Here is a 23,147-nt window from a genome sequence, read left to right as displayed (position 1 = left end):
ATCGAAATTGTTCCGGCGAAAGCCATTCGAGATCGTTATACGCCCACGATCGAAACAGCGGACGCTCCTTTCTCAGCCGTGTCAGGCTTTCGCGTGGCGCACGTTGATAAAAACACTGGCACGTCACGGAAGGAGATAGTTTTGGCAAAAGAGGATTCCCATATCGGAATCACCGCCGAACAGGTCGCTCGTATCTCCGAACACGGCATGTGGGACGCCGACGGTTCGGTCCGGCCCGAGGCGGTGCGGATGGCCGCGACCCTGGTCGACGCGGTCCGGGCGCGCAGTGCCCAGGGGCGGGTGCCCGACGAACTCGGCGATGTCGTCGAGCGGGCACTGAACATGGTCGTCCCGACATTCCACCGCGTCCCCGGCGCGAACGGTGTCGGGCTCTCGGCGCACATGTTGCAGCAGATCACCACTCGGCCGTGTCCGCTGGTCGTCATCCCCGCCGGGTGGACGCCGGTGGGCTGGCCGCTGTTCGAGTACGCCTATCTCACCCTCGCGCTGAAGGGCTACCACGTGGTGGCCTACACCCCGCGCGGCATCGGCTGGACCACCTTCCCCGGGACGAACAAGCCGTGGATCGGCACCTCGGAGGGCACCGTCGACGTGGCGGGTCCGCTCGACCGCGAAGACGGGCGCAAGGTGCTCGACTTCGCGATCGAGGCCCTCGCGCCGAGCAGGGTCGCGTTCTTCGGCGAGTCCTACGGTTCGGGCATCAGCCAGTTGGTCGCCGCCGAGGACGACCGGGTCGACGCGGTCGTCGCGTTGAGCACCTGGGGCAATCTGGCGACCAGCCTCTACGACAACGGAACCCGTCACACCAGGACCGTCGCCGCGCTGCTCGATCTGACCGGTGGCGACCGTGCGGACAAATTCGACGCCGACACCCTCGAGATCCTCACCAGGTTCGAAGAGGGCGGCGATATGGATCCGGTCGTCGAATGGGGCGAGGAACGCTCGCCGGAGAACTACGTCGGCGGCGCGGGTCCGGTGCCGACCTTCTTCTGCAACACCTGGCACGAGGGCCTCTTCCCGCCGAATCAGATGCTGCGAACCTTCCAGAAGCTGACCGGACCCAAGCATCTGAGCATGTGGATCGGCGATCACGCGGTGCCGGAGGGCCCGGGCCTGATCGCGCCCTCCCTCACCCCGAACGTGGCCCTGCGCGAGGCCTACGCCTGGCTCGACCACTACCTCATGGACGAGGACAACGGCGTCGACACCTGGCCGGAGGTCACCAACCAGGTCATGTTCACCTACGTGACGACTCCGGCGGGCGACAACGGCGACCACGTCATCATCGAACCGGCTCGCCGCGAACAGAAGCGGTCGTGGTCGGCGGTCACCACCGATACCGAGACGCTGATCCTGACCGGTGCGCACGGCAGCGGTGACGGCGCGCTGCTGCCCGAGGCCACCGCCGACACCACCGGGTGGCGGCGCAGTTTCTCGGTGGGCAAGGAACCCGAGATCGTCGCCATGGACGCGATTCTCAGCACCGGGCAGCGGGAGTGGGAGGGCAATCCGAAGCCCTACCGGGTCGACGAGATCGACCGCGGCCACGCCCTGGTGTGGTCGACCGAACCGTTCGCCTCCTCCCGGCGCATCCGGGGAATCCCGAGGGTTCGGCTCGGCATCGACAGCACCGAATCCGCGGCGACGGTGATCGCCTATCTGCTCGACGTCGACGCCGACGGCGTGGGCCGGATGATCACCCACGAACCGATGACGGTCTCCTCGGGGCTGCCCGCCACCCCCGTGTGGGAAATGCAGGCCGCGGCCTACGACATATCTCCCGGCCACCGCCTGATGGTGGTCGTGGACAGCAAGGACCCGCACTACTCGACCGACAACATCCTCGACGCGACGATCACCGTCGGATCTTTCGACGGCGCCGCGTGTTTCGTGGAGATTCCGCTCGGCTGACACGCTCGTGGCCCGGATCCGTCGAGGATCCGGGCCACGGTGCGTTCGTTGTCAGGGAACGACGATCGGGAACTGCGGGTCGGGGGTATCCAACAGATCCACCAGCGTTTTCAGCACCGCCGGATCACCGTCGACGCCGATGCCGTCGAGTCCCTTGCCCACCAGCAGTTCGAGCAGTTGCTCCTTGGTGAGGTGCAGCGTCAGATCGGCCGCGCCCCGCAGCGGAGCCGCGGTGGTGTGCGCGCGGTGGGTGAGCGCGCCGTTGGACAGGGTGAGCCGGATGACCTTGCCCTCGTCGACGAGATCCCAATCCATGGTCAGCGGCGAATCGGCCGCGCGCGGACCATCGATGCGGACGGCGAGGGAATCGATGATCATGTCGACGGGCAGGGCCGCCATCATCTCGGGGCCGGTGGTGTTGATATCGGTCGGTGTCGTGCCGTTGCGCAGTTCGTGGGCGCCGACCAGGTAGAAGTTCCGCCATGTCCCGTTCTCGGCCCCGCTGCCGAGGCGCTGGTATACATCGGCCAGTGCGCGCTTGGCGTCGTCGTTGCCGGGTTCGGCGAAAACCGCGTGGTTGAGCAGGGTCGCGGCGAACCGCAGATCACCGTCGTCGGCGTAGGCGCGGCCCTTGGCGACGATGGCGTCGATCCCGCCGTAGTCGGCGACGTAGCGCTGCGCCTGCGGAACCGGGGGATGCTCCCACAGATGCGCGGGATTGCCGTCGAACCAACCCATGTAGCGCTGATAGATGGCCTTGATGTTGTGGCTGGCCGATCCGTAGTACCCGCGGTTGGCCCACAGATTCTCCAGCGCGGACGGGAAGGTGAGTTCCTCGGCGATCTCCGAACCCGTCAGGCCCCTGTTCGTCAGGCGCAGCGTCTGATCGTGCATGTAGGCGTACATGTCGCGCTGTCCGGCGAGCCATGTCGTCCAGTTGTCCCGCCCCCAGGTCGGCCAGTGGTGCGAGGCGAACGCGACATCGGCCTTGTCCGCGAACATTCCGATCGTCTCGTCGAGATACTCCGCCCACACGCGTGAATCACGCACGAGCGCGCCGCGCAGCGTGACGATGTTGTGCATGTTGTGGGTGGCGTTCTCGGCCATGCACAGCGCGCGGCGATCGGGGAAGAGGAAGTTCATCTCGGCGGGCGCTTCGGTGCCGGGGGTCAACTGGAAGACGATGCGGACCCCGTCGATCACTTCCTCCTGCTCGGTATGGGTGATGTCCACGGTCGGCGGGACCAGGCCGACGGATCCCAGGGAGGTGGTCATGCCGAGACCGCAGCCGATCTGTCCGTCGGGCCCCTTCCCCAGCCCGGCTCCGTACATGAAAACCGCGCGCCGGGTCATCGCGTTACCCGCGTAGACGTTCTCGCTCACGGCGTGTTCGAGGAATCCCTCGGGGGCGAGGACCGGCACCGCGGCGTGTCCCGGTGGGATGACACCGCGGACACCGCCGAAATGGTCGGCGTGCGAGTGGGTGTAGATGACGCCGGTCACCGGCCGGTCACCGCGATTCTCCCGGTACAGGGCCAGCGCCGCGGCCGCCGTCTCCGCGGAGATCAGCGGATCGATGACGATGACGCCCTTGTCGCCCTCGATCACCGTCATATTCGACAGATCCAGGTTGCGCACCTGATAGATACCTTCGGCGACCTCGAACAGACCCTGTTTGTTGCACAATTGGCCCTGCCGCCAGAGGCTGGGATTCGCGGTCGGGGGGCATTCGCCGTCGAGGAAGTCGTAGGCCTGTCCGTCCCAGATCACCCGGCCGTCGGAGGCTTTGATCACCGCCGGTTCCAATGCCGCGATCAATCCACGGGTGGCGTTGTCGAAATCGGTCGTATCGTCGAAGTTCAGCGATGCGCTCATATATTTCCTCGTTTCCGAATATGTCGACTTCTCGCGGACGAATACGGCGATGTGGGCCACGGTAGGGAATCGGCGGGTCCGGCGTATCACCCCCGATGGGTGATACGCCGGACGGTGGAATTCGAGGAGCGGTTCACATATCGGCCGGATGCCACACGGCCATGGCCCAGATGGCGGCCACCTTCACCGTGATCACCACGGCCGCCCAGCCCGGATAGTGCGGCAGCCACGCGAAATCGGCGACGATCGATGCCATCGCGCAGATCACCGCGCCGATCCGCGCCCAGGTGCGCCCGACGACCGAGCCGACACCGCAGAGGATCAGCGCGGCGCCGAGACCGAGGTGGATCCATCCCATCGCGCCCGCGCCGAGCCGGTAGACGGCGGCGATATCGGCGAGCACCACGTGGTCGCCCGCGAAGCAGAGCACGCCGAGCAGGATCGACATCGTGCCCGCCGCGATCAGGAACACCGCCCACGCGATGGCCGCGACCGAGGCCGCCGCCTGCCGCGAGGACAGCCCGGCCTCCTCGACGTAGGTCACCGGCGGCACCGAGGCCACGGACGGGCGCGGTGTGCTCGGCATGGCGTGGTGGCCGCGGTAAATTCGCTGTCGCGGAGGCGAATTCATCCCCGAATAGCGCACCGGGCTCATACATCCCGGGCACAGTTTCTCGTTGACCATTACGGCATCGTCGGGCTTCCTCGCGCGTGGCGCCTCATCCGATTCGGGTGAGCACCGCCGCCCCGGATCACGGTTGTCGCACGTGCGCGCGGCGGTCACCACGATCGTGATCCGGGGCGGCGGCGAAACCGATCGATCACCCCGAGCGGGTGAGGCGCCCGCGCGTGCGTCGCGGGCATAGTCGCCCTCGAACCCGTGCTCGGAAGGAGTCGGAGATGACCGCACCGGACAACCGCCACGTGCGGCAGGGCCTCGCCGCCGGTACCTCCATCGGCGCCGCGATCCTGCTGATGGTGCTCGGCATCGTGTCACTGCTGCAAGGTATTTCGGCCGTCGCCGAGGACGAGGTGTTCGTCACGGGCATCGACTACATCTACGAATTCGACCTCACCACGTGGGGATGGATCCACATCGTGCTCGGCGCGCTCATCATCGTCTGCGCGTTGGCGCTGGTCACGGGCACCGCCTGGGGACGCGGCGCGGCGATCGGATTCGCGTCGCTGTCGATCCTGGCCAACTTCCTGTGGCTGCCCTACTACCCGCTGTGGTCGGTGCTGCTCATCGTGCTCGACGTCGTCGTCATCTGGGCCGTGGTCACCTGGCGTCCCCAGCGCTGAGGTGACGTGCGGTATCGGTGACGGACTCAGCGAACGGGCGGTGTGAGGATGGCACGCTGGACGGTGTTCGAATCGCTCGCCGGATACCGCAGGCAGTGGCTGCGCCCCGATATTCTCGCGGGCCTGACGGTATGGGCCGTCCTCGTGCCCGAAGGTCTCGCCTACGCCTCGATCGCCGGGGTGCCGCCGGTCGTCGGTCTCTACGCCGCGATCCCGTCGCTGGTGCTCTACGCGCTCGCGGGCAGTTCACGACACCTCGTGGTCGGTCCGATGTCGGCGACCGCCGCGCTGTCGGCCGCCATCATCACCCCGATCGCCGGGGCCGACGGCGGGCGCTACATCGCCCTTTCGGCCGGACTGGCCATCGCCACCGGTCTGCTCGGTCTGGTGGCGGGCGCGATCCGATTGGGTTTCGTCGCCGCCTTCATCTCCGAACCGGTCCTCAAGGGTTTCATCGTCGGACTGGCGCTGACCATCATCATCGGCCAGGTGCCGAAACTGCTCGGCATCGACAAGACCGCCGGTGATTTCTTCGACCAGCTGTGGGGGGTGCTGACGGGGCTCGGCGACCTGCACTGGCAGACCGCCCTCGTCGGATTCCTGAGTCTCGCCGTGGTCGTCGGCCTGAAACGTTGGCTGCCGCTGATACCGGGATCGCTGCTCGCGGTGCTGCTCGGCATCGCGGCGGCATCGGTTTTCGGTCTGGACGACCGAGGCGTCGACATCGTCGGCCACATCGATGCCGGACTGCCCTCGGTCGGATTGCCCGACGGCGTGGCCTTCGGCGATTACCTCGATCTGCTCGGGCCCGCGGCGGGGGTGCTGCTGATCGGTTTCGCCGAGGGCCTGGGAGCCGCGAAAACCTATGCCGCCAAACAGGGTTACCAGGTCGACCCCAACCGGGAACTCGTCGGGCTCGGCGCGGCGAATCTCGGCGCGGGACTCGCCTCGGGCATGGTCGTCAACGGCAGCCTGTCCAAAACCGCGGTCAACGGTTCCGCCGGTGCCAAGACACAGGTCAGCGGCCTGGTGGTGGCCGGACTCACGGTATTGACCCTGCTGTTCCTCACCGGCCTGTTCGAGAAACTGCCCGAGGCGACACTGGCCGGTGTGGTGATCGCCGCGGTGATCGAGCTGGTCGATTTCCCCGCGCTGCGACGGCTGTACCGGGTGTGGACGGTGCGACTCGGCGGGATCTACGGCAAGGCGGCCCGAACCGATTTCACCGCCGCGGCGGCGGCCATGATCGGCGTCCTCGTATTCGACACGCTGCCAGGTCTGTTGATCGGCATCGGGATCTCGATCCTGCTGCTCGTCTACCGCAGTTCCCGGCCGCATATCGTGCCCGTGGTCCGCAGCGGCACCCTGTGGCTGGACGCCGACCGTCATCCCGACCTGCCCCAGCGCCCGGACCTGCTGGTAGTGCGGGTGGAGTCGGGTCTGTACTTCGCCAACGCCGACTACGTCCGCGACCGCGTCGAACAGCTGTGCACCGACCGGACACGATTGGTCGTGCTCGATGCCGAGACCTCGCCGACCATCGACGTGACCGCCGCGATGATGCTCTCCGACCTTCGCGACAGTCTCGGTCGCCGCAGGATCGACTTCCGCATCGCCCGCTACATCGGCCAGTTCGGCGACGAGTTGGGGACCGCGATCCCGCACGACATGGCGATCACGGTCTTCGCGACCGTCACCGACGCCGTCGCCGACCTACCGGAAACCCCGGCCTCCTCCGACGGCTGAGCCGCCCGCGACGACGACCCGGTTACGCGTTCGACTTCTGGTAGGCCTCGACGACCTCCGCCGAGATCCGGCCACGGCTCGAGACCTCCATGCCGTTGCTTCGCGCCCACTCGCGAATGGTCTGGGCCTGCTCGCGATCGGTGGCCTGCCCGGAGCCGCTCTCGCCGCGCGGCACCCGGCCCGCCTTGCGGGCGTGGGGCGTCCACTGTTCGAAGATGCCGCGTAGTCGCGCGCCGTTGAGTACCGACAGGTCCATCTCGTAGTCCACGCCGTCCACGGCGAAACGCACGGTCTCCTGAGCCTCGGATTTGCCGTCGTAATCGTCGACCAGCTCAACGGTGACCTTGCGCGCCATTCCATATTCCTTCGACGATCGACCCGAACGATGAGACGTCATCGTAGCCCGAATGCCGACTTCGCTCCTGCGGAGCGTCCGTTACCCGATCGGTTCCGGGGGGAAACATGCCGTGCATACCTTCGAGGTCATCGCATATCCGAGAGGAGTGATCCGCCATGCCGGTTCCCGACGACCTCGCCGCCGACTACGCCACCGCCGGATTCGGCGGCGAACTCACCCCGGGCACGAGGCCCGCGTTGATTCTCGTCGACCCCGCCCGCGCCTACGTCGATCCCGGCTGCTCGCTCTACGCCGGGGTCGACGAGCCGGTCCGTGCGATGCGCGCCCTGCTCGCCGCCGCGCGACGGGCCGGAATCCCGGTCGTGGTCACCGAGGTCCGGTTGCGCGCCGACGGCGCCGACGCGGGCCATTTCTTCCGCAAGTCCGGTGGTCTCGTCGCGTTCTGCGAGGGCAGTCCGTTCGCCGATTTCATCGAGGGACTGGCCCCGAACGCGGACGAATTCCGGGTGACCAAGAGCTATCCGAGCGCGTTCTTCGGCACCACCCTGCATTCCTATCTCACCGCCCAGCGCGTCGACACGGCGGTGATCGCGGGGCTGTCCACCAGCGGATGCGTCCGCGCGACCGCGTTGGACGCGTTGCAGCACGGATTCGTGCCCATCGTGGTCGAAGACGCGGTCGGTGATCGGGACCGTCGCGTGCACGAGGCGAACCTGTTCGATATCGCGCACAAGATCGGCGAGGTGTGGGCACTGGATCGCACGGTGGACTACCTCGGCGGTCTCGGCCCGCGAGCCGACGCCGTTCTCACCGGCACGGGATGAGAACGGCTGTCACGGTTGTCACGGACGCGCGGCCCACCGGCGCAAGCCGCGCGGTCTGCGCATCATCAGGACACCGAGTGCGGCCACGGCGATACCGCGCGGCGCTTCGTAGATGAACCCGGACAGTCCGGCCGTCGCGGGAATCGGCAGGAAGAAGCCGACCATGCCGAGCAGGGTCAGCACCGCGATCCAGCGTGGCACCGCGCGATTGCGCAGCAGGGTCGCGCCGAGCAGACCCATTCCGGCCAGCATCACCAGTCCGCCGACGGTGTTGAACAGCATGAACGCGGTCGAGTCGATCATGTTGTCGTTGTCGGCGATCAGATGCGCGGTGTCCGGATCCGACGCGAACGGGTAGGCGACGAACAATTCGACGGTCAGGTGTCCGGTGGCGGTGACGATATTGCCGACCAGATAGGTGAGTGTGCCGAGGAAACCGGCCGGGCCGAGTCGAGGCCGCAGCCACGCGTACATACCGGGCAGGCCGAGCACGAGCAGCACGGTCCCGAGTCCGAGCAGGGTCTGCGCGATCGGCGTTCCCGGACTGGTCAACGCCTCGACGGAATGGCCCTTACCCGCGACGATCGGATGCAGGGTGCCGCCCGCGACGCACAGTGCGCCGCCGATGGTCAACGCGCCGCCGCACATTCGCAGTACAGTTTCGCCGGACGGGCTGCCCGTGCGCGCCCGGTCGTCGGTGGTGGTCGGTGTCGGCAGGAGTTCGTTCGTGGTTGTCATGAGCCGAGGATCGGCGAGGGCGCTGGTGTGACGCTGGTGCGTGCCTTGTCCGGCGACGTCGCGCGGGTCCGGCCCGCGATCGCGGTGCTCGGGCCGCTGGAGGTGAGCGGCCCCGACGGTGTCCGGATCGCGGTTCCCGCGCGAAAACACGCGGAACTGCTCGTCATCCTCGCCGCCGAGCGCACCACGCGCAGCGCCGGGTATCTGTGCGAACTGCTGTGGCGTGGGAATCCGCCCGACAGCGCGCTTGTCACGTTGCAGGGCTATGTCTCGCGGTTGCGCAGGGCGTTGAAACCGCTGCCCGACTTGCGCATCGACACCGACACCAACGGCTACGTGCTGCGATGCGACGGATCGGGTACCGACCTCGACCTGCTCGATGTGTGGTCGCGCGACGCGCGGGCCGCCGTCGCGGACGGCGATATCGGGCGCGCGGTCGAACTGCTCGACCGGGCGCTGGGGCTGTGGCGCGGTGACGCCCTGTCCGATGTCGACGATGTCGCGGAACTGGCGCCCGAACGCGTCCGCCTCGACGAGTTGCGGTCCGAACTGGTCGAGCTGTGCGCGGAGGCCCTGATCGTGCTCGGCCGCGCCAGGCACGCGGTGACCTTGCTCGCCGACGAACGCGAGCGCCATCCGTTCCGGGAAGGCACGGCCCGGCTGCTCGCGCTCGCGCTGCGCGACTGCGGCCGGATCTCGGAAGCGCTCGATGTGCTGGTCCGGCTGCGCCGTTCGCTGCGCGCGGAGTTCGGACTCGACCCCTGCGCCGACACCGTCCGGGTGGAGACCGAGATCCGCACGGTCCCGGCCGCGCCGACGGTCGAGGCGGTCTCGGCGCTGTACGGGCGCGGCGATATCGCGGCGGTTCTCGATCGGGCGTGGCGGCGGTCTCGGCAGGGACTGACCGTGGTGACGGTGCGCGGCGCGCCGGGGATCGGCAAGACCGCCGTGGTCGAGGACGCGGTGCGCCGCCACGGCGGCGCGGCCTATTTCACCGCCGCCGTCGGTGGTTTCGGCGCCCAGCCGCTGGCGACCCTGACACCGTGGCTGGACCAGGCGGCACTGGCGGGCCGTGTGGTCCCCGATATCCCGACCCCGCGCGCGCTCGCGGCCCTGTTCGCCGATATCACCCGCGAGACCGGCCGGATGGTCGCGGTCATCGACGACGTGCAGTGGGCCGATCCGGATTCGGTGCGGATGATCGCCGCCGCCGTGCGGGTGCTGCGCGCGCACCCGATCCTGCTGCTGCTCACGATCCGCGGCGAAGCGCTGCCCGCCGAAACGGCCACCGCGGTGCAGTCTCTGCGGGCCGCGGGCACGCATGTCACCGTCGACCTCGCGCCGCTGTCCGACACGGCCGTCGCCGAGTTCGTCCGCGCCGAACTCGGCGAGGTCGGTGCCGCCACGCACCCCGATATCGTGCGCGACAGCCTGGGCAGTCCGTTCATCGCGGCGCAACTGTGCGATCTCGTGCGGGCCGGTCGCCCCGTCCACGGAACCGGCGCGGTCACCGCGATCACCGCGGCGAAACTGGGCGCCGTCACCGAAGCCGCGCGCGAACTCGCCGAACTGCTCGCCGTACTGGGGGTTCGCGTCTCCCTCGGGCTCGCCGCGGCCGCCGACGGCACACCGCGTTTCGACGAGGGGGTGGCCGAACTCGTTGCCGCGCAGATCGTCTCGGTGACAGACAATACTATCGGCTTCGGACACGAACTGGTGCGCGACGTCGTCGTCTCCGGGCTCGGCGCCGTCAGGAAGGCGTCGCTGCACCGGCGGATCGCGGACACACTGGCGGTCTCGCGCCCCGACGACACCGCGTCCGCCGCGCTGCACCGCAGTGCCGCCGCCCTCGATTCGATCGACCGCGCCGCCGCGCTGGCATGTGCCACGGCGGCACGGGACGCGCTGCGTCGCGACGCGGTCAGCGATTGCGCCGATTTCGCGGCGCGCGGCATCCGGCACGCCGAGCCGGGCGACGCCGAACTCCTCGTCGAACTCGACTGCCTCGCCGGACAGGCGCACCACCGGCTCGGCCACTACGACGCCGCCGCCGAATCCTTCGATCGCGCGGGCAGACGTTGCGCCGAACGCGACGACCGCACCGCGCTGGCACGCACGGCGCTGCTCGCCGCACCGCGCGGAGTCGCGGGCTACTTCTCCGGATACGGTGTGGTGCAGACGGGTTCGTCGGCGCTGCGGGCGCGAGCGCTGGCCCATCGGCAGGATCTGGACGCCGATCTCGTCGCCGAGGTGGAGGCGATCGAAGCGGCGGACCGCGCGATCCACGGCGCCGAGGGCGATCTCGAGGTGCTGGCCGCCGCGCGTTCGCGCAGCGCGCCGGGACGCCGGTCGTGGCGGCAGGTGCGCCTGGCCGAATTCATCTGCACCTGGGAGCCGACCACGGTCGCCGAGCGTCGGGTGATCGCCGAGGAATTGGAAGAACTCGCGGGCCATGATCGCGAAGCGCTGGCGACGGCGATTCATCTGCGCCGCGTCTGCGCGCTCGAGTCGGGGGATATGCGACTGGTCCGGCGGCTCTCGGCCGAATTCACCCGGCTCGCCGCCGACGGCGGTACCGATCTCGCGGCGACCCAGCTGTGGTGGCAGGTGATGCTCGCCGTGCTGCGTGGCGACTACGAGCAGTCGCGCACGCTGATGACGACCTTCGCCGACGGACTCGGCGCCGTCGACGGCCCGGCCCGCCTGCTCGCCGAGGCCTCGCTGCTGACCAGCAGTTCGATCGAACTGTGGCATCGGGGCCGCCTGCGCGAGGCGCTGGCCGACGCCGATCGCATGGCCGAGGATTTCGACGAGGATTTCGCGATCGTCGTCGCGATGGCCGCCGCCGAGATCGGCGATCACGAACGCGCCATGCGGTTGATCGAGCAGGTCGTCGCCCTGCCGGGGCGGTTACACGGGCCGCGACTGGTCGTTCGGGTGCCGTTGCTGCTGGAGGCGCTGCTCGTGGTCGGTCAGCACGCCCCGGACCGTCGTGACCGCGTGGTCGAATTCGCCGCCGTCCTGGCGCCGCTGACCGCGGGATGGGGCGAGACATTGATCGTGCAGTGGCCCGGCCTGGTCTGCCTCGGACCGTCGGGCCTCTACCGAGGCACTGCCCGTGGCATGCTCGGTCGCGCGGGTGCCCGCGCGGAGGTGGTCGCCGCGATGCACCGCGCGCGGGCACTCGGCGCGCGTCCGTACGAATCGCGGGCGCGAGATCGGTTGACGCGCTGGCCCTTCGCCGACACCGAATAACCGAGTCGGGTCCGGGACCATCACAGCGATGAACCCCGCGCGGTGAGGTCGCGCGTGGTTCGAATCGGACCGATGCCAACCCTGTACCTGGGTGAACGCGTGCCCCAGGCTCTCGGTACCGCGACGCGAACGCGCGCCGCCGATAGTCCGAGGAGAGTTCGAGTGAGAGCGCACAGCAGGTTCCTGACACCCGGGGTCGTCACCGTCGTCACCGCCGTCGCGGCGATGCTGCTGACCGCGTGCGGCGGCGGGAGCGAGGTCCGCGAGTCCGGCGGTGTGCCGGTGCTGCGGTATCAAGGCTGGGCCTCGCAGGTCGTCATTCCCGAACTGGCCGAGGATCTCGGTTACTTCGAGAACAAGGTGAAGCTCGAATGGCAGGGCAACACCATCAGCGGACCGCAGGACATCCAGTCGGCGGCGACCGGTCAGGTCGATTTCGGCGGCGCGTTCGGTGGCGCGGTGGCCAAACTCGGTCAGGCGGGCGCTCCGATCACCGCGGTGATCAACTACTACGGTTCCGACGCGAAGACCTTCACCGGCTTCTATGTGCCCGAGAACAGCCCGATCAAGACGCCGAAAGATCTGCTCGGCAAGAAGATCGGGGTCAACACCCTGGGCGGCCAGGCCGAGGCCGACGTCCACGATGTGCTGAAGAAGAGCGGGCTCGACGAGGAACAGATCAAGTCGGTGCAGCTGGTGGTGCTGCCGCCGCCCAACACCGAGGACGCGGTGCGGCGCGGGCAGGTCGATGTCGCGGGTCTGTCGGGACAGTTCCAGCAGCGCGCCGTCGCGAACGGCGGACTGCGCGCCGTGTTCACCGATTACGAACTGTTCGGTGCGTTCAACGGCGGCCAGTACGTCTTCCGCAACGACTTCATCGGTAAGAGTCCGAAGAGTGTCGAGGCATTCGTCGGTGGGGTCGCCAAGGCGATCGAGTGGCTGCGGGCGACCCCGCGCGAGGAGGTCATCGCGCGGTTCACTCAGATCATCGAGAAGCGCAAGCGTGCGGGTGAGGACACCGCGTCGGTGAAGTACTGGCTGTCGGTCGGCGTTCCCGCCGTCAACGGCGTCATCGCCGACGCCGATCTCCTGCGGTGGGAGAGTTGGCTGCGCGACACCGGCGCTATCACCGGCCCGTTCGATCCGGCCAAGCTCTACACGAACAAGTTCAATCCGAATGTGAAGTAGCTCGGCGGTCGGATCCGGCACCGATGAGGTGGACCGGATCCGACCGACGCGGTTCAGGATCGTTTCGCCGGCGTCGCCGCGAGGACGGCGGTGACCCGGTTCGGCCCTACCGGGCCGACGCGGCCACCCGGCCGCGCGGAATTCAGTGTTCCCGCAACAGCATCCCCGCCCCTTCGGCGACCCGGTCGTCGAATCCGTGCTCGCGCAGGGCGTGCCACAGCGTCGCGGCATTGATGGCGATGACCGGCTTGCCGAGTTCGGCCTCGAGCCGGTCGGCCTGCGCGACGAAGGACAGATTGGTGCCGACCTGGACGACGGCGTCGGCGTCGGCACTGTCGATCTCGGTGACGACCTCCGCGATCCGTGCCGCGTCCACGCGGGCGATGGCCTGGGCGGTCGGGCACCGCAATCCCGTGATCGCGGTGACCTCGAATCCCGCCTCGGTGAAGAACCGGGCGACTTCCCGGTCCGCGATCGGCTGATAGGGCGAGAACACCGCGATCCGGCGACATCCCAGTTCGCGCAACGCCGCCCGGCAGGCCGAGGCGCCGGTGGTCACCGGCAGTCCGGTGCGTTCCCGCAGCCTGCGTTCGAACGATTCGTTGCCCGCGACACCGCCCCAGAACGTCTCCGCCGACATCCCCATGACCATGCGGTCGGGTTCGGCGGTGAGCACATCGCGAACGGCGGTGTCGATGGAACCGCGGATCTGTCCGAGCAGGGCGGTGAAATCCTCGTCGTCGCCCATGACCGGATTCGGGATGTACATCGAACCGGCGCGGTAGCTGACACCGTCCAGGCCCGCGCGCCAATAGTCGTGTTCCACCACGGTATTCGTGCTCGGCACGATCACTCCGAATACCGCTCGCGTGCCTACCGCGTTGGTCATGGGCCGGTCTCCTCGAGATGTCGGACGGATGTCGGGGTCAGGGCGCGCTCGACGGCGCGGTGTGCGCGTTCGCGGTCGATCGGGTGGTCGAGCAGCAGGGCGTCGACCAGCAGCGGCGACACGATCGTGGTGGCGGCTTCCTCGATATCGGCGTCGTCGAGTACAGCGTGCCCGTGGAACGCGGCGTGGAACGGCGCGAACAGGTCACCGACGTAGCGGCGGCGCAGTTCGGCGCAGGAGGGATCGGTCGCCGAGGCGGTGACCAGCGCGCGCAGGAAGGCGGCGACGGGCTTGTCGCGCAGGCGATCACACAGTCCGTCCACTTCGGCGTGCAGATCGGCGGCGAGGTCGCCGGTCGGCCGGACCGGGGGATGGGGGGCGACGGCGATGAGCGCGGCGAGGAAATCCCGCGGTGTCGGCCAGTGTCGGTAGACCGTGGTCCTGGCCACCCCGGTGACGGTGTGCAGCCGCGCCGGAGTCAGGGCGACGGCGCCCTCGGTGAGGAGCAGTTCGAGGGCGGCGGTGAGCACGATCTCCTCGGTGTCGGCGGAAGGGCCGGTGGGGCGGCCGGGTCTGGTCACGAAATTAACGATACATCTTGTATCCGAAAATAATAATTGCTACGTTCCGTATCGGAAAAGCAACGCAGTCCGCGAGGAGAACGTCATGCGACCCCATGTCGAACTGATCGACGAAAAAGATCTGATCTGGCACAACGCCGAGTTCCAGCACGCCGACGGCACCGCCGAACAGCGCAACCTCAGCTACGACGAGGAGGACGGTTCGGCCTCGCTCAAGGTGCGATTCACCAGCGACTGGTCTCGGCCCGCCGGTGTGCACCACGCCGGGACCGAATGGTTCGTGCTGTCCGGCAGTGTCACGATCGGAGACACCGAACTCGGGCCGGAGGGTTTCTGGAACGCGCCGATCGGCGTGCTGACACCCCCGATCACCGTCGCCGACGGCACCGAGATCCTGCTGTTCCGCGAAGGCGGTGACTGGCATTTCGACCCCGCCGAACAGGATCGCGAATTCGTCCGCCCCGACCAGGAACTCGTCGTCCTGCACACCTCCGAGATGCCGTGGATCGATGTCGAGGACGGCAGTCCGATGCGCTTCGATCTCGGGGGAACGCCGGTGCCCGGCCTGTACATCAAGCTGCTGCATCGCGACGTGACGACCGGGTTCTACAGCCGTCTGATCAAGGCCAAACCCGGCTGGCGGGAAGTGCCGCTGGCCCATCACCCGTGCAGCGAGGAGGCGTACTGCCTCGACGGCGGATTCGACTACAACTACGGAAAGATGTGGCCCGGCGCCTATTTCTGGCGCCCGCCGCTGATCCGGCACGGAGATTTCACCGCCGACGCCGAGCACGGGTGCACCTGGCTGGTGCGGTCCGACGCCGACCTCGTGGACTGGTATACCGACAACGCCCGCGTGGTCATGTCGGGCGATGCCACCAATTGGGGTCCGGGGTATCCGCAGAGCGTCGGGCCGAAGCTGGTCGAGCCGGTGCGTTCGCGTTCGATCGGCGCGTGGGCCGACGCCACCCGTCAGTAGTGCGGCTGGGCGTTCGGCCCGATACATGCGGTGGCGGCAGCGGAGTGGCTGCCGTTCGCCGAATAGTTTCCCAATGCGAAACATTCCGATGACATAAGGCATTGACCAACTGCTCATTCGACTGAAACGATCATGTTGCGGAAATCGAGTTTCGCAGAGAGAAACGGAGTGCAAGGTGTCGCAGACCGATCTGGTGATTCGAAACGCCCGCGTGGTGCGCCCGGGCGACCCCACCACCGACGCTCCGGTGCCCGTCGACATAGCGGTATCCGGCGGCCGCATCAGTGCCGTCGGCCCGAATCTCCCGTCGACGAACGCGGCACGGGAATTCGACGCCGAGGGATTGCTCGCGTTTCCCGGAGTCGTGGACGCCCACCAGCACTGGGGCATCTACCGAGACCTGGCCGAGGACGCCGACAGCGAGAGCCGCGCGTGCGCGCAGGGCGGGGTCACCACCTCGCTCACCTATATGCGGACCGGGCGCTACTACCTGAACCGAGGCGGTCCCTACCGGGACTTCGTGCCGATCGCACTCGAGGCGATGGCCGGGCGCTCCTTCGTCGACTACGCCCTGCACCTGGCCCCGATGACCGCCGAACACATCGACGAGATCCCTTCGCTGGTCGAGGAATTCGGCATCACCTCGTTCAAGATCTTCATGTTCTACGGCGGCCACGGCCTACACGGGCGCTCCGACGACCAGGCCGAATTCCTGATGATCGGCCCCGGCGAACGCTACGACCTCGCGCATTTCGAATTCGTCATGCGCGCACTCGCACGGGCCCGCGCCCGCTTCGGTGACCGGATCTCGCTGTCGCTGCACTGCGAGACCGCCGAGATCATGGCCGCCTACACCGAAATGGTCGAGCGCGAAGGGGTACTGACGGGGCTGCGCGCCTACAGCGCGTCTCGTCCGCCGCATTCGGAAGGTCTCGCGATCACGATGGCCTCCTACCTCGCCCACGAGACCGGACTCGCCGGCATCAATCTGCTGCACCTGACCTCGGCCGAGGCCGTCGACTCCGCGCTGCGGATGGCGTCGGCCTTTCCCGACGTGGATTTCCGGCGCGAGGTGACCATCGGTCACCTGCTGGCCGACGTCGACACCGCGCACGGCATCGGCGGCAAGGTCAACCCGCCGCTGCGTGAACGCGCCGATGTCGAGGCGCTGTGGCGGCATCTGCTCGCGGGCGAGATCGACTGGGTCGTCAGCGATCACGCGTGCTGCCGCGACGAACAGAAATTCGGTGACGACCGCGAGGACGTTTTCGCGGCCCGATCCGGTTTCGGCGGCGCGGAGTATCTGCTGCCCGGTCTGATCGGCGAGGGCCGCAAACGCGGTCTCGCACTGTCGCGGATCGCGCAACTCACCTCGTGGACTCCCGCGCAACGCTACGGCCTGACCACCAAGGGCGATATCGCCGTCGGATTCGACGCCGATATCGCGCTCGTCGATCCCGACGCGCAATGGACCGTGCGGGCGGGCGATTCGGACTCCGCCCAGGAATACACCCCCTTCGAGGGTTTCGACATGAGCGCCAGGGTGACCGATGTCTTCCTGCGCGGACATCACATCTGCCGCGCGGGCCGGGTCGTCGGCGAACCGCACGGCGCCTACCTCCGTCGTTACCGGGCCTGACCGGTGCGGGCCGTCAGCCCGGGGGCGTCCGCCACCGCTCGCCCCTGGCGTGTCTTCGCGGCGACCAGCGTCGGCGTCGTCGCGGTGTTCCTCAATATCAGCGGCCTGAGCGTGGCCTTGCCGACCATCGCGCGCGAGCTGGGAGCCGATGCCACACAGGCCAATTGGATCCTGCTCAGCTATCTGCTCGTCACCACGGCGCTGATCCTGGTGTTCGGCAGACTCGCCGACATCATCGGCCGCCACCGCCTGTACCTGGCGGGCCTGGCACTGTTCACCCTGTCCACCGGCCTGTGCGCGCTGTCGGTCTCACCGCAGATGTTGATCGCGGCGCGGATAGTGCAGGGTATGGGCGCGGCGGCCTGCGTCACCAACAACACCGCGCTGCTCACCGACACCTTCCCCGCCGCCGATCTGGGCCGGGCGCTCGGCTGGAACGTCACCATCGCGGCGACCGCGCAGGTCGCGGGTCCGGTCGTCGGCGGCGCGGCCACCGCGCTGCTCGGCTGGCGCGGACTCTTCCTGGTCTGCGCGCCGATCGGCCTGCTCGCCCTGGTGATGTCGCTGCTGTTCATTCCGCGCCCGGACCGGACTCGCAGGCGGCGTGAACGTTTCGACCTCGCGGGCGCGGCCCTGTCCACACTCGCGCTGACCGCGACCGTGCTGGCACTGACCACGACGGCGGAGGCCGACCCCCGCCTGGTGCGGGTGTGCGGTGTCGCGGCGGTGGTTCTCCTCGTGGCGTTCGTCGTCGTCCAGAGGCGACGCGAACATCCACTGATCGATATCGGGCTCTTCCGGCTGCCGACGATCGCCGTCGCCCTGACGGCCGTGATCGCCAACGCCGTCGCCACCAACGCGGTGGTCGTGCTCGTCTCGCTCTACGGGCAGGCGGGCGGATTGACACCCGTGCGGGCCGGAGTCATGGTCGCGCCCGTCGCGCTCGGCACCGTGCTCGCCGCCGCGCTGACCGCCGCCCTGACCACGCGCTACAGCCCGAGAATCCTCACCGCTACGGGTATGGCGGCCAGTCTGATCGGCCTGATCGGTCTGGCGGCCACCATGACCGACGACGCGAATTCGCTCTGGGCGGTGACACCGTTCCTGTTCGTCATCGGCGCGGGCAACGGACTGTTCATGACACCGAGCACCAACGCCCTGATGCTGGCCGCTCCCGCCGCACGCCGCGGCATCGCCAACGGCCTGCGCTCGACATCGCAGAACCTGGGCACCCTGGTCAGTTCGGCCCTTGCCCTGGCCCTCGGCACCGCGGGCCTGAGCGAATCCGCGCGTCGCGCCGCCATCGACGGAACCCTCGGCGCGATCGGGCAGGTCGACCTCGCGCATTTCGTCGCCAATCTCCGCATGGCCACCGCGGTGTTCGCCGCCGTCGCCGCGCTCGGCATCGCCCTGTGCTGGTTCCTGCCCGGCGAACGTCCGAATCTCGATCCGCTGGGGGACGGCGCGATCGCCGACGACTCCGTGGACCGAGCGTCCGGGGAACGCGCGCACACCATTCGGTGATTCCGAGGACCGGGCCGCGACGTGATCGCGGCGAGTCGCGGATGTGCGGTGGTGTGCTCCTGGCGCGCGGTGCGGGTGCGGATCGCCGGGGAGTTGGGTCCGGTTCCCGGTGCTGGAGAACCTGTCGGTCGCGGGCGATACCGTGCGGGCGTATCGGCTCGAGTACGGAGATCGGAAGTGTCGCATGGGTATGGTCGTCTCGTTCACAGCGGTGGCGGAAGCGCAACTCGCGCGACTTGTCGCGGCACCGGATTCGACGTGGGAACTGTTGCACGAGAGCGACTCCGGTCAGCGCGGACCCAGCGGATACATCGACAAGGCATGGGCCGGGCTGGACTACCTGTTCACGCGGGCGGGGCTTGGCGTCGATCTGTTCGTCGACGGGGAAGCGCTCGGCGAGGACGGGGAGCTCTACGCGTGGTCACCGGCGCTGGTGAGTGCCACCGCCGCGACATTGAAGTCCACGCCGTTCGCCACGCTCGCCGCGCATTTCGACGCCGTCGACATGGATGAACGCGATATCTATCCGCCGATCTGGAAACGGGACGGCGACGATATCGGCCTGGGCTACCTGGGGGAGAACTACACAGAGCTGGTCAGGTTCTTCGTGCACGCCGCGAAATCCGGGTCGGGGGCCGTGATGAGCTTCGGCTGAGCGCCCGGGTCGGTGCCCGGCTTTCGGCCGCCGCGTCGGCGAAGCGGCGAGCCAGATCCGCGAACGCGGCGGTGAGTTCGGCCGGACCGACGATCTCGAAATCGGCGTCGAACCCGGCGATTTCGGCTGCCAGGCCGGGCCAGGACCACGAGCCGAGGACCACCCGGCAGCGGTGCGGGCCGAGTTCATCGACGACGGCCTCGCGGGAGAATTCCAGGACGGTGGACGCGGGCAGTTCGAGAATCACCTCGCCACGGCACGGCCAGTCACCCGCGCCGTCGGACCCCTTGAATCTGCCGGTCACGAACGCGGCGACATCCCCGCCCGGCACCTCGCGCGGGGTGAAACGCGGGCCGGTGGGAACCCGCGGCACGATCCGGTCCGCGCGGAAGATACGCCAGTCGTCGCGATCGAGATCCCACGCGAGCAGATACCAGCGACCGTCCCGGGTGACGACACGATGGGGTTCCACTCGACGCGGTGGTGCCATCTCGAGGTCGTCCGTGCGCGCCGCGGACGCGGGAGCGTAATCGAAACGCAGCACTTCGCGGGCTCGGGCCGCCGCGTTCAACGCCATCAGCACGGTGGCGTCGGCGCGCGGGGCGGCCGGGCGATCCACGGTGGCGAAGTGGACCGCGTCGATCCGGTGGCGCAACCGCGCGGGCATGACCTGCCGCACCGTCTCCAGCGCCCGGGCGGCGGCCTCCTCGATACCGGCACCACTGACAGCCGCGGTCCCCAGGGCGACGGCGAGGGCGACGGCCTGTTCGTCGTCGAACAGCAGCGGCGGTAGTTCCGTTCCCGCCGCGAGCCGGTACCCGCCGTCCGGGCCTTTGCTCGCCACGATCGGATAGCCGAGTTCCCGAAGCCGGTCCACGTCGCGGCGCACGGTGCGCGGACTGATGTCGAGACGTTCGGCCAGCACTGCCCCCGGCCAGTCGCGGCGCATCTGGAGCAGCGAGAGCAGCGACAGCAGTCGCGCGGACGTTTTCGGCACATCTCCGATACTGCCCCGAGTAGCGGACACACCCTGGCCTCTTCTGCTGCGACCGTTGTCCCGTGTCGCCGCGACGGCGACACGAGCCGGTGATCGCGCCGGGAAATATCCCTTCGACGACAGGAATCGATGATGTCCGTCACCACCACCACACACCTCAACTTCCGCGGTGATGCCAGGGCCGCGCTCGAGTTCTACAGGTCCGTTTTCGGTGGCGACCTCGCCGCCGTCACCTACGGCGACGCGGGCGCGGCCCAGGACGGGCCCGAGGCGGAACAGGTGATGTGGGGGCAAGTGCTCGCCGACAACGGCTTTCACGTCATGGCCTATGACGTTCCTGCCGCGATGCCCTACGACCAGGGCGCGAATTCGGTCTTCGTCTCGGTGCGCGGCGACACGGTCGAGGAGGTCACCGAGTACTGGAAAGGGCTGTCCGAGGAGGCGACCGTCGTCGTCCCGATCGGTCCGGCACAATGGGCGCCCGCCTACGGAATGCTGAAGGACCGCTTCGGCGTCGTCTGGGTTCTCGACGTCGTGAGCCACCACAACGGCTGATCGACGGCACGGCTATTTCGCCGCGACGGGACCTCGGATCTGGCGTCCCGCCGCGGCGAACCAGCCGAGGTCGTAGTCCCCGCCTCCGTCGCGGAAGGCGTCGGGCAGTTCGTACCAGCGCAGACCGGGATGACGGTGGTGCACGCCGTGCAGATGGAAATTCAGAGCGAGGGCGTCGAGCGGTCGTGGCAGCCGCAGGTTCAGCGCGTCGCGGGGCGCGTCCAGGTCGGTGCCGTAGTGGTAGGCGTTGTCGGACCAGGAGATGACCACCGCTCGTCCGCCCAACGCCGCCAACAGCATCCAGCAGTGGCTGCCGTAGGCGAGCAGCGCCGCGGCGTAGAGGATCACGATCGCGGCCGCGTCGGTGCGGAAGCGGCGCAGTACCCCGGGTTGCCCGACGCGGGCGAATATCGGCCCGGCCACGGTCTCCGGTGCGTCGAGTCGGCGGCCGAGTTCGCGCACCGCCGCGGCGGGCAACAGCGCGAGCAGCAGCGCGGCGACCTCGAGCAGATACAGTCCGCCGAACAGCCGCGGGTAGTAGCCGAGAGCGGCCCGGAGCCAGGTGGTCGTCGCCGGATCGTAGACCTCGGCGCGCTCCCGGGTTCGGCTGTACCGGTGGTGTAGCAGGTGGCCCGCCTTGAGCAGGACGAACGGCGAGCCGTACAGCACCGCGAGCACTCGGCCGCAGCGGTCGTCGAGGCCGCGCTTCCCGGTCAGGGTGCCGTGTACGGCCTCGTGGATCAACGACCAGAACGGTGTGGTCAGCAGCGTCAGCGGCACCAGCGTCCAACCCCAGGCGGCATCGCGCGGCAGCAATCCCAGCGGCAGTGCGATCAGCTGGAACACCCCGAGCGCGATCGCCACGGCGGTCAGCCACACACTGATCGACCGGTCCGGGCGCACCGGGCGGCGCGGCACGGAAACTGTTCCGGCGGTACGTGTTCGCGCCATCGCGTCGGCCCCCTGGTCCGGGTCGGACTCGTCGATCCACGCATATGGTGCCACCCCCGACCCGGCTCCGCGGCCCGCCACCGCCCCGGGCACGGCCATTTCACCTACCGGTCCGCGAACCGTCACGAACCGGACAGCGAAGACCACTCGGTGTTCGCCCGGAGCCCGGAAAAGATCCGGCTTGCCCGCGGCGCGCGCGTGTGGGCCGTCGCGCGGGATACCGGTGCGGGCGGGCTGCCCGGGGAATCCCGCGCGGAGCGGAACTCGAGCTACAGTCAGCCTCTGCACGGTGGATGACGCGCTTGTTCCGGTACCGGAGGGGTACGCGCCGCATCGAAGAGGTAGTGAACTGAGAGGTATGCGGTGAAGGACCGGTCGGGGGATGCGGTTCGGCGGTTACGGGCACGCGGGCGGGATGTGCTCGACCGGATCGGGCCGAAATTTTCCGAACAGCGGGTGATCGCCGAGGCCGCGAAGTACTGGTCGGCGCGGGCGGACAGGGCCTGGGAAGGTAATTCCCATTGGCGTGACGGCATCCCCGACCAGTGGGAACAGGTCGGGCGTGACCATTTCGCCCTGTTCGGCAAACTGGCGCGGGTGCTGGATCGGGAACCGGCGATCGGCACGGTCGTGGAATGGGGATCGGGCGGCGGCGCGAACGCCGTCGCCTTCGCACCGCACGCGGATCGTTTCATCGCCGTCGACGTCGTGCAGGCCAGCCTGGACGAATGCGAGAGCCGTACCCGCGCGGTGTGTGAGACACCGTTCCTGCCGGTCCTGATCGACGTCGCCGATCCCGAGGAGGCCATCGAGCGGATCGGCCCCGGATCGTGCGACCTGTTCCTGTGCCTGTACGTGATCGAGTTGCTGCCCTCCCAGGAGTACGCGCGCCGCATACTCGACATCGCCGCGGAACTGCTCGGCCCGTCGGGGGTGATGTTCGTGCAGATCAAATACCGCGACAACGCCGACCGCGCACCGCACAAACGCAACTACGCCCGAAACCTGGCATCGCAGACCATCTTTCCGATCGACGCGTTCTGGCAGCTGGCGGTCGCGCACGGCTTCGAACCCGAAGTGGTGTCGCTGGTACCGCGCAACGATCTGGACCACAACTACGCCTACCTGCTCCTCACGCCGTCGAAATAAGACCGCGGCC

General features: G+C 68.5%; 20 protein-coding genes. 12 read left to right on the top strand and 8 right to left on the bottom strand.

Features of this window, described 5'->3' with window-relative positions; genetic code table 11:
* Positions 1-141 precede the first annotated feature (141 nt).
* Entirely contained in the window at positions 142-1,932 is a 1,791-nt protein-coding gene (locus JZ792_RS09050; protein WP_216908762.1) for an alpha/beta fold hydrolase, read from the top strand.
* A 51-nt stretch (positions 1,933-1,983) separates the two neighbouring features.
* On the opposite strand, the gene JZ792_RS09045 is transcribed toward JZ792_RS09050, so the two are convergent.
* Together JZ792_RS09045 and JZ792_RS09040 are read right to left on the bottom strand one after the other, a co-directional pair.
* Complete coding sequence (locus JZ792_RS09045; protein ID WP_438804308.1) at positions 1,984-3,858, bottom strand: alkyl/aryl-sulfatase; 1,875 nt, start codon at positions 3,856-3,858, stop codon at positions 1,984-1,986.
* Between the two features lie 82 nt (positions 3,859-3,940).
* Entirely contained in the window at positions 3,941-4,492 is a 552-nt protein-coding gene (locus JZ792_RS09040) for a DUF7144 family membrane protein (RefSeq protein WP_216908758.1), read from the bottom strand.
* A 215-nt stretch (positions 4,493-4,707) separates the two neighbouring features.
* On the opposite strand from JZ792_RS09040, the gene JZ792_RS09035 reads away from it, so the two are divergent.
* Positions 4,708-5,109 (top strand): DUF7144 family membrane protein, encoded by a 402-nt coding sequence (locus tag JZ792_RS09035; RefSeq protein WP_216908756.1) that lies wholly within the window; start codon positions 4,708-4,710, stop codon positions 5,107-5,109.
* Between the two features lie 48 nt (positions 5,110-5,157).
* Positions 5,158-6,855 carry a SulP family inorganic anion transporter gene (locus JZ792_RS09030; protein ID WP_216908754.1) on the top strand — a complete coding sequence of 566 codons (1,698 nt, stop codon included), beginning with the start codon at positions 5,158-5,160 and terminating at the stop codon, positions 6,853-6,855.
* A 22-nt stretch (positions 6,856-6,877) separates the two neighbouring features.
* On the opposite strand, the gene JZ792_RS09025 is transcribed toward JZ792_RS09030, so the two are convergent.
* Positions 6,878-7,210, bottom strand: a complete 333-nt coding sequence (locus JZ792_RS09025; protein WP_216908752.1) for a histone-like nucleoid-structuring protein Lsr2 — start codon at positions 7,208-7,210, stop codon at positions 6,878-6,880.
* A gap of 158 nt (positions 7,211-7,368) precedes the next feature.
* On the opposite strand from JZ792_RS09025, the gene JZ792_RS09020 reads away from it, so the two are divergent.
* Positions 7,369-8,037: an isochorismatase family protein gene (locus JZ792_RS09020; RefSeq protein ID WP_216908750.1), complete on the top strand. Its 669-nt coding sequence runs from the start codon at positions 7,369-7,371 to the stop codon at positions 8,035-8,037.
* 18 nt (positions 8,038-8,055) lie between these two features.
* On the opposite strand, the gene JZ792_RS09015 is transcribed toward JZ792_RS09020, so the two are convergent.
* Positions 8,056-8,775, bottom strand: coding sequence for a hypothetical protein (locus JZ792_RS09015; protein WP_216908748.1), 720 nt, complete (start codon positions 8,773-8,775; stop codon positions 8,056-8,058).
* A 27-nt stretch (positions 8,776-8,802) separates the two neighbouring features.
* Between JZ792_RS09015 and JZ792_RS09010 the strand changes: the two genes are divergently transcribed.
* Positions 8,803-12,030 carry an ATP-binding protein gene (locus JZ792_RS09010; protein WP_216908746.1) on the top strand — a complete coding sequence of 1,076 codons (3,228 nt, stop codon included), beginning with the start codon at positions 8,803-8,805 and terminating at the stop codon, positions 12,028-12,030.
* Between the two features lie 162 nt (positions 12,031-12,192).
* A complete protein-coding gene (locus JZ792_RS09005) occupies positions 12,193-13,218 on the top strand; it encodes an ABC transporter substrate-binding protein (RefSeq protein ID WP_308165216.1) in 1,026 nt (341 codons plus the stop codon).
* A gap of 142 nt (positions 13,219-13,360) precedes the next feature.
* Here JZ792_RS09005 and JZ792_RS09000 read toward each other — a convergent pair whose 3' ends face one another.
* Complete coding sequence (locus JZ792_RS09000; protein WP_216908742.1) at positions 13,361-14,107, bottom strand: maleate cis-trans isomerase family protein; 747 nt, start codon at positions 14,105-14,107, stop codon at positions 13,361-13,363.
* A complete protein-coding gene (locus JZ792_RS42825) occupies positions 14,104-14,688 on the bottom strand; it encodes a TetR-like C-terminal domain-containing protein (protein ID WP_216908740.1) in 585 nt (194 codons plus the stop codon). Before JZ792_RS42825 ends, JZ792_RS09000 begins: the two co-directional genes overlap by 4 nt.
* An 85-nt stretch (positions 14,689-14,773) precedes the next feature.
* Between JZ792_RS42825 and JZ792_RS08990 the strand changes: the two genes are divergently transcribed.
* The 4 genes from JZ792_RS08990 (at position 14,774) to JZ792_RS08975 (ending at position 19,485) form a co-directional block, all read left to right on the top strand.
* Entirely contained in the window at positions 14,774-15,667 is an 894-nt protein-coding gene (locus tag JZ792_RS08990) for a DUF4437 domain-containing protein (protein ID WP_216908738.1), read from the top strand.
* A 175-nt stretch (positions 15,668-15,842) separates the two neighbouring features.
* The gene (locus JZ792_RS08985) at positions 15,843-17,306 is read left to right on the top strand and encodes a dihydroorotase (RefSeq protein WP_216908736.1); all 1,464 of its coding nucleotides are present in this window, start codon (positions 15,843-15,845) and stop codon (positions 17,304-17,306) included.
* A 3-nt stretch (positions 17,307-17,309) separates the two neighbouring features.
* Complete coding sequence (locus tag JZ792_RS08980; protein WP_216908732.1) at positions 17,310-18,830, top strand: MFS transporter; 1,521 nt, start codon at positions 17,310-17,312, stop codon at positions 18,828-18,830.
* A 184-nt stretch (positions 18,831-19,014) separates the two neighbouring features.
* Positions 19,015-19,485 carry a YfbM family protein gene (locus tag JZ792_RS08975; protein WP_216908730.1) on the top strand — a complete coding sequence of 157 codons (471 nt, stop codon included), beginning with the start codon at positions 19,015-19,017 and terminating at the stop codon, positions 19,483-19,485.
* Here JZ792_RS08975 and JZ792_RS08970 read toward each other — a convergent pair.
* Entirely contained in the window at positions 19,427-20,482 is a 1,056-nt protein-coding gene (locus tag JZ792_RS08970) for a helix-turn-helix transcriptional regulator (protein WP_216908728.1), read from the bottom strand. The genes JZ792_RS08975 and JZ792_RS08970 overlap by 59 nt on opposite strands.
* A 132-nt stretch (positions 20,483-20,614) precedes the next feature.
* Between JZ792_RS08970 and JZ792_RS08965 the strand changes: the two genes are divergently transcribed.
* Complete coding sequence (locus tag JZ792_RS08965; RefSeq protein WP_216908726.1) at positions 20,615-21,037, top strand: VOC family protein; 423 nt, start codon at positions 20,615-20,617, stop codon at positions 21,035-21,037.
* 12 nt (positions 21,038-21,049) lie between these two features.
* Here JZ792_RS08965 and JZ792_RS08960 read toward each other — a convergent pair whose 3' ends face one another.
* Positions 21,050-22,042: a fatty acid desaturase gene (locus JZ792_RS08960; protein WP_308165215.1), complete on the bottom strand. Its 993-nt coding sequence runs from the start codon at positions 22,040-22,042 to the stop codon at positions 21,050-21,052.
* 309 nt (positions 22,043-22,351) lie between these two features.
* Here JZ792_RS08960 and JZ792_RS08955 point away from each other — a divergent pair, with 309 nt between their 5' ends.
* On the top strand, positions 22,352-23,137 hold the full coding sequence (locus tag JZ792_RS08955; protein WP_216908724.1) for a class I SAM-dependent methyltransferase: 786 nt from the start codon (positions 22,352-22,354) through the stop codon (positions 23,135-23,137).
* Positions 23,138-23,147 lie beyond the last annotated feature (10 nt).

It is taken from the genome of Nocardia noduli (genome assembly GCF_019038455.1).
Lineage (GTDB): Bacteria > Actinomycetota > Actinomycetes > Mycobacteriales > Mycobacteriaceae > Nocardia > Nocardia noduli.
This window is presented reverse-complemented; position numbering and strand designations above follow the sequence as displayed.